6 protein-coding genes are annotated in these 5,029 nt (G+C 63.2%); 4 read left to right on the top strand and 2 right to left on the bottom strand.

Annotated features, from left to right (window positions below):
• Positions 1–134: 134 nt before the first annotated feature.
• Both NUV89_RS27440 and NUV89_RS27445 read right to left on the bottom strand, forming a co-directional pair.
• The gene (locus tag NUV89_RS27440) at positions 135–1,478 is read right to left on the bottom strand and encodes a sensor histidine kinase (protein ID WP_257783778.1); all 1,344 of its coding nucleotides are present in this window, start codon (positions 1,476–1,478) and stop codon (positions 135–137) included.
• Positions 1,475–2,137 (bottom strand): response regulator, encoded by a 663-nt coding sequence (locus NUV89_RS27445; protein ID WP_257783779.1) that lies wholly within the window; start codon positions 2,135–2,137, stop codon positions 1,475–1,477. The genes NUV89_RS27440 and NUV89_RS27445 overlap by 4 nt, the downstream gene beginning before the upstream one ends.
• Before the next feature lie 146 nt (positions 2,138–2,283).
• Between NUV89_RS27445 and NUV89_RS27450 the strand changes: the two genes are divergently transcribed.
• Genes NUV89_RS27450 through NUV89_RS27465 form a run of 4 tightly spaced genes read left to right on the top strand, consistent with a single transcriptional unit; the run spans position 2,284 to position 4,997 of the window.
• Positions 2,284–2,550, top strand: coding sequence for a PepSY domain-containing protein (locus NUV89_RS27450; protein WP_257783780.1), 267 nt, complete (start codon positions 2,284–2,286; stop codon positions 2,548–2,550).
• Positions 2,550–3,095, top strand: coding sequence for a cytochrome b/b6 domain-containing protein (locus tag NUV89_RS27455; protein ID WP_257783781.1), 546 nt, complete (start codon positions 2,550–2,552; stop codon positions 3,093–3,095). Before NUV89_RS27450 ends, NUV89_RS27455 begins: the two co-directional genes overlap by 1 nt.
• Before the next feature lie 22 nt (positions 3,096–3,117).
• The gene (locus NUV89_RS27460) at positions 3,118–4,386 is read left to right on the top strand and encodes an exo-alpha-sialidase (protein WP_257783782.1); all 1,269 of its coding nucleotides are present in this window, start codon (positions 3,118–3,120) and stop codon (positions 4,384–4,386) included.
• Positions 4,386–4,997, top strand: coding sequence for a hypothetical protein (locus NUV89_RS27465; protein ID WP_257783783.1), 612 nt, complete (start codon positions 4,386–4,388; stop codon positions 4,995–4,997). Before NUV89_RS27460 ends, NUV89_RS27465 begins: the two co-directional genes overlap by 1 nt.
• Positions 4,998–5,029: the final 32 nt, after the last annotated feature.

A 5,029-nucleotide genomic window follows, 5' to 3' on the forward strand; every position in this document is an offset into this window, starting at 1 on the left:
CATTTTCCGAGCCTGGCGCAGGTCTAAGTGTGGGAGCTGGCTTGCCTGCGAAAGCAGTGGATCAGCCAGCACTTGAATCGACTGACACGCCGCCTTCGCGAGCAAGCCCGCTCCCACAGGGGATTGGTGCCGGGTCAGAATTCCAGGCGGGCGCTCAAGCCGCCGTGTTCGCGGTTGTGCAACGCCAACCGACTCCCAATCTTGCCAACAATCATCTCCACAATCGCCAACCCCAACCCCGCGCCGTTGGCATTCCCCCGGCTGTAAAACCGCTCAAACAATCGCCCCAACTCCGCTTCATCAATCCCCGGCCCCTGGTCTTCCACGCTCAGGCAGTTGGCGCCAATCACCACTCTCACTTCACTGCCAGCAGGTGAAAAATTCAGCGCATTGGTCACCAGATTCTGCAACGCAATCGCCAGCGCAACAGGCTCAGTCTCCACCCACACCTCTTCCTCGCCTTCCAGCACCAACTCCACGCCTTTCTCCATGGCCAGCGGCGCCAGCTCGGCGAGTTCTTCGCGCACCAACTCGGTCAGTTGCACGCGGCTGCGCACCGGGTTGTTCAGTTGCGGTTCGATGCGGGCCATGGTCAGCAGTTGGCTGCCGATGCGGGTGGCGCGGTCGACGCCGTTGACCAGAAACTCCAGGGCTTCACGGCGTTGCTCCGGGGTTTCGGCGCTTTGTGCGTTTTGTGCGTGGATGCGCAGGATCGCCAACGGCGTGCGCAGTTCGTGGGCGGCGTCGGCGATGAAGCGGCGTTCGCGTTCCAAGAGGTCATCCACTTGCACCAGCAGCCGGTTCAGCGCGGTTTGCATGGGTTCCAGGTCGCTGGGCAGTGGCGCCAAGTGCAGCGGTTGCAAGGTGTCGGTATTGCGCCCGCGAATCGACAGGGCCATGGCGCGCAGCGGTTTGAAACCCCAACCGATCACCAGCCAGATCAACACCGCCAGCAGCGGTACGCCGATCAACGTGGGCCAGAGGGTGTGGCGCATGATGCGCTGGATCACGTCCTGGCGAATGTCGTCGCGCTCGCCCACCCAGATCAATAACCCTTGCTGCGGGTCGGCGAGGAGGAAGGCGCACCAGTCGTTGCCGTTGTCCATCAGGTCATGGGCGCCGAGGGTCGCAGGCGGTGCGGCCAAGACGGGCGCTTCGGCGGAGCGCACCAGCAGTTGGCCGTCAGCGCGCCAGATCTGAAAGGTCAGACGGGTTTCATAGGGGTGGGCGACGCCCTCTTCACCCACGCGGCTCATCGCCTGGTCAAAGGCCTCATGCAACCTGTTCCAATCGGCTTCGCCAGGGTCGCGCTGGCGCAATACGCCTTGCAGCAGGCGCGCGCTTTGGGCGAGTTGGGCGTCGTAGACTTCTTCGATTTCGTGGTGGCTGTCGCGCAGCACCAGCCAGCTAATCAGCGCGTCGCCCAGCAGGATCAGCACCAAGACGGGGATGAGGATGCGCGCGCGCACCGAGCTCATGGTTTAAGCACCAGCACGTAGCCAACACCGCGCACGGTGCGGATCAGTTCTGTGGATAACTTCTTGCGCAGGTTATGGATCAGCACTTCCAGGGTGTTGCTCTCGACCCGGTCCTGCCAGCCGTACAGCGCGCGGGACAGGCGCTCGCGGGTCACCACTTTGCCGGGGCGCACCATCAGTTGGTGCAGCAGTTGGTATTCCATCGGCGTGACGATGACTTCCCCATCCTGATAGCGCACTTGCTGGGTGGCCGGGTCGAGGCTGATGCCGGCGTGCTCCAGCAGCGGTTGCGCACGGCCCTGGCTGCGGCGCAACAGGGCGCGAACGCGGGCCTTCAGTTCTTCGACGTCGAAGGGTTTGACCAGGTAGTCGTCGGCGCCGGCATCCAGGCCGGCGATGCGCTCGGCGGTGCCGTCGCGGGCGGTGAGGATCAGCACCGGCACGTCGTGCTGCTCGGCGCGCAGTTGCTGCAACAGGTCGAGGCCGTCGAGGCGTGGCAGGCCGAGGTCGAGCAGGAGCAGATCGAAGGATTCCGTGCGCAGCGCATGCAGGGCCGCCACGCCATCTTGCAGCCAGTCGAGGGTGTAGCCTTCGGCGCCCAAGGCCACGCGAATCCCCTGGCCGAGGGCGCGATCATCTTCGACAAGGAGTAGGCGCATCACGAAATCTCTGTAGGAAACCGCGAAATCATGCCGGGTTTCAGCGGAGCGCCCCCGGCAAAGATGTTACGGCGCGTTGCCAACTAAGGTTGCCCTAAGGTTGGTTTAGCACTGTGAAATCTCCCACCTCTGTTGAGAGCTTTTCCATGCGCAAAATTCTCCTGCTGTCCCTCGTCCTCGCCAGCCCCCTGGCCCTCGCCGGCCCGCAGTGCACCACCGCCGAACGCTCGCAATGGCAAGACGAAAAAGCCTTCCAGGACAAGCTCAAGGCCGAGGGCTACACGATCAGCAAGTTCAAGGTCACCGACGGCAACTGCTACGAGATCTACGGCTTCGACAAAGACAAGCGCAAGGTCGAGATCTACCACGACCCGGTCAGCGGCAAAGCCGTGAAGACTGAGATCAAAGGTTGATGCCAGGCGAATCCCTGCGCCTGTGGGACCCGTTGGTGCGGCTGTTTCATTTGTCGATTGCCGGGGTCTTCGTCGCCAACTACTTCTTTAACGAAGCGGGCGATGACTGGCACGTCTGGCTGGGCTACTACGCCATGGCCTGGCTGCTGGTGCGCGTGGTGTGGGGGTTCGTCGGGCCGCGCAGCGCACGTTGGGCGGACTTTTGGCCTACACCCAAACGGCTGAATGCCCACCTGCGTTCGTTGCTCGATCGCCGGCCGAAGCATCGCCTGGGTCATTCGCCGATTGGCGCACTGGTGATGCTGTTGATGTTGTTCGCGCTGCTCACCCTCGGCGTCAGCGGCTTTTTGATGCAGGAAATCGATGCCCTGTGGGGCGCCGACTGGCCGCAGCAAATCCACGAGACCGCCGCGAATGGGTTGCTGGGCCTGGTGTGCATCCATGTGCTGGCGGCGCTGTTTGAAAGTGTCCAGGTGCGCGACAACCTGCCGTTATCCATGCTCACCGGTCGCAGGAAGCGCCTGCCGGATGAGCGTGGGCAGTAATCCTTTTATCCACAGGTCTCCTATGCGCTCCGCCTTATTGATTTGCAGCGTGCTCGCGGCGTTTTTCGCCGCCTGGCAAAGCCATCCGCCCCATGTGCTGGCGCCGTTTGCCCAGGCCAGCCCGAATACCGCGAAAGTCGCAGCGGCCCCGCAATACACCAGCCGCTTTGTGTCGACGCAGTTGACGGACTTTGTGCACTCCTCCTCCGTCACCGCCCTGCCCGGTGGCGACCTGATGGCGGTGTGGTTCGCCGGCTCCCGCGAAGGCGCCGCTGATGTGCAGGTGCGAACCGCGCGCTTCGATGCCAGCAGCGGCGAATGGGGCGGCGAACAGGTGCTGGCCACGCGGGAAAGCACGCGCGACGGCACCCAGCGCTATATCCGCAAACTCGGCAACCCGGTGATCGCCCTCGCGCCGGACAAACGCCTGTGGATGTTTTATGTGTCGGTGTCGGTGGGTGGCTGGGCCGCCAGTGCGATCAATGTGATGGTCTCGGATGACCTCGGCGCCAGCTGGTCGGCGCCAAGGCAACTGGTGACGTCGCCGTTTTTCAATATCAGCACCCTGGTGCGCGCCGCGCCGGTGTTCCACGCCGACGGCTCCATCGGTTTGCCGGTGTACCACGAGTTCATGGGCAAGTTTGCCGAGTACCTGTACTTGAGCGCCGAGGGTGCGGTGATCGACAAATTCCGCATCAGCCGTGGCAAGCATTCGTTGCAACCGACCATCGTGCCGCTGGACGGCCAGCGCGCCGTGGCGATGCTGCGGTACGCCGGCGACACCCATCACCGCGTGCTTGCCAGCCGCACCAGCGACGCCGGGCAAACCTGGAGCGAGCCGTACCCGCTGGAACCGGCCAACCCCAACTCGTCGTTGGCCGCGGTGGGCACTGAAGACGATGGTTTGCTGGTGGCGCTGAATGACCTGCAAGACGGCCGCTTCAAGCTCAGCCTCTACGGCACCGACGCCCGGCTCAGTCAGTGGCGCACCGTGGTGCAACTGGACCAATCGCCGGACCCGCTGGGCGCGCCGTTCTCCCCCGAGGCCTACAAAGAGATCATCGGCGAAGGCTTCCGCGCCTCCAGCGGCGCGAAACGCTTGCCCCTGGAACAGCGCTTCCTGAGCAACCTGGACTACCGCGTGTGCAAACCCCGTGGCTGCGACTTCGAATACGAGTACCCGTATTTCAGCCGCAGCCCGGACGGTACTTACCACCTGGTTTATTCGTGGAATAACACCTTTATCAAACATGTCAGCTTCAACGAAGCCTGGCTGGCGGAGCGTCTGTGATGGTTGCCCTGTGGCAGGCCCATTTGAGTTTTGTGTTGCTGGGGTTTGTGGCGCTGTGCGCGCTGCGCTTCACCCAGCCGTGGCGGCCGTGGTTGTTGCCGGTGTTGGTGGCGGCAAGTTTTATCCCGGTCAATGAGCTGCCGTTGGCGGCGTATGTGCGCAGTTTTACCGATGACCTGGCGATCAGCACGCTGGTGTTGCTGGCGTGGGTTGCCTTGAGCCGATTGGGGGTGGTGCAGCCGCTTGCTCGCCCGCACCGGGTGCAAATGTTGCTGCTGTTCTGTGTGCTGGGCGTGGTGCTGTACCCGGCGACGATGGGGCTGACGTATGTCGATCCGTATCGCTGGGGGTTCAATCCGCGGCCGATGATTGTGCTGGTGGCGGCCTTGGCACTGCTGATGTTGGCCCTGCGCAACACGCTGGTGGTTTGGATGCTGGTGGTGGGGACACTGGCGTTTGCGCTGCGGCTTAAAGCGTCGGAGAACTATTGGGATTACCTGGTCGATCCGCTCCTGGCGACCTACTGCGTCATCGCTGGATGCATGCAATTCAAACTGTGGGAGCGGGCTTGCTCGCGAATGCGGGGTGTCAGTCGGTACATGTTTGGCTGACCCAGTGCATTCGCGAGCAAGCCCGCTCCCAC

This window comes from Pseudomonas sp. 18.1.10 (genome assembly GCF_024655625.1).
Taxonomy (GTDB): Bacteria; Pseudomonadota; Gammaproteobacteria; order Pseudomonadales; family Pseudomonadaceae; genus Aquipseudomonas.

What these genes read in the sequence shown, in the direction of transcription:
- NUV89_RS27450 (WP_257783780.1), top strand. Translation starts at nt 2,284, where the DNA reads ATGCGCAAAATTCTCCTGCTGTCCCTCGTCCTCGCCAGCCCCCTGGCC.
- NUV89_RS27460 (WP_257783782.1), top strand. Translation starts at nt 3,118, where the DNA reads ATGCGCTCCGCCTTATTGATTTGCAGCGTGCTCGCGGCGTTTTTCGCC.
- NUV89_RS27465 (WP_257783783.1), top strand. Translation starts at nt 4,386, where the DNA reads ATGGTTGCCCTGTGGCAGGCCCATTTGAGTTTTGTGTTGCTGGGGTTT.
- NUV89_RS27440 (WP_257783778.1), bottom strand. Translation starts at nt 1,478, where the DNA reads ATGAGCTCGGTGCGCGCGCGCATCCTCATCCCCGTCTTGGTGCTGATC.
- NUV89_RS27445 (WP_257783779.1), bottom strand. Translation starts at nt 2,137, where the DNA reads ATGCGCCTACTCCTTGTCGAAGATGATCGCGCCCTCGGCCAGGGGATT.
- NUV89_RS27455 (WP_257783781.1), top strand. Translation starts at nt 2,550, where the DNA reads ATGCCAGGCGAATCCCTGCGCCTGTGGGACCCGTTGGTGCGGCTGTTT.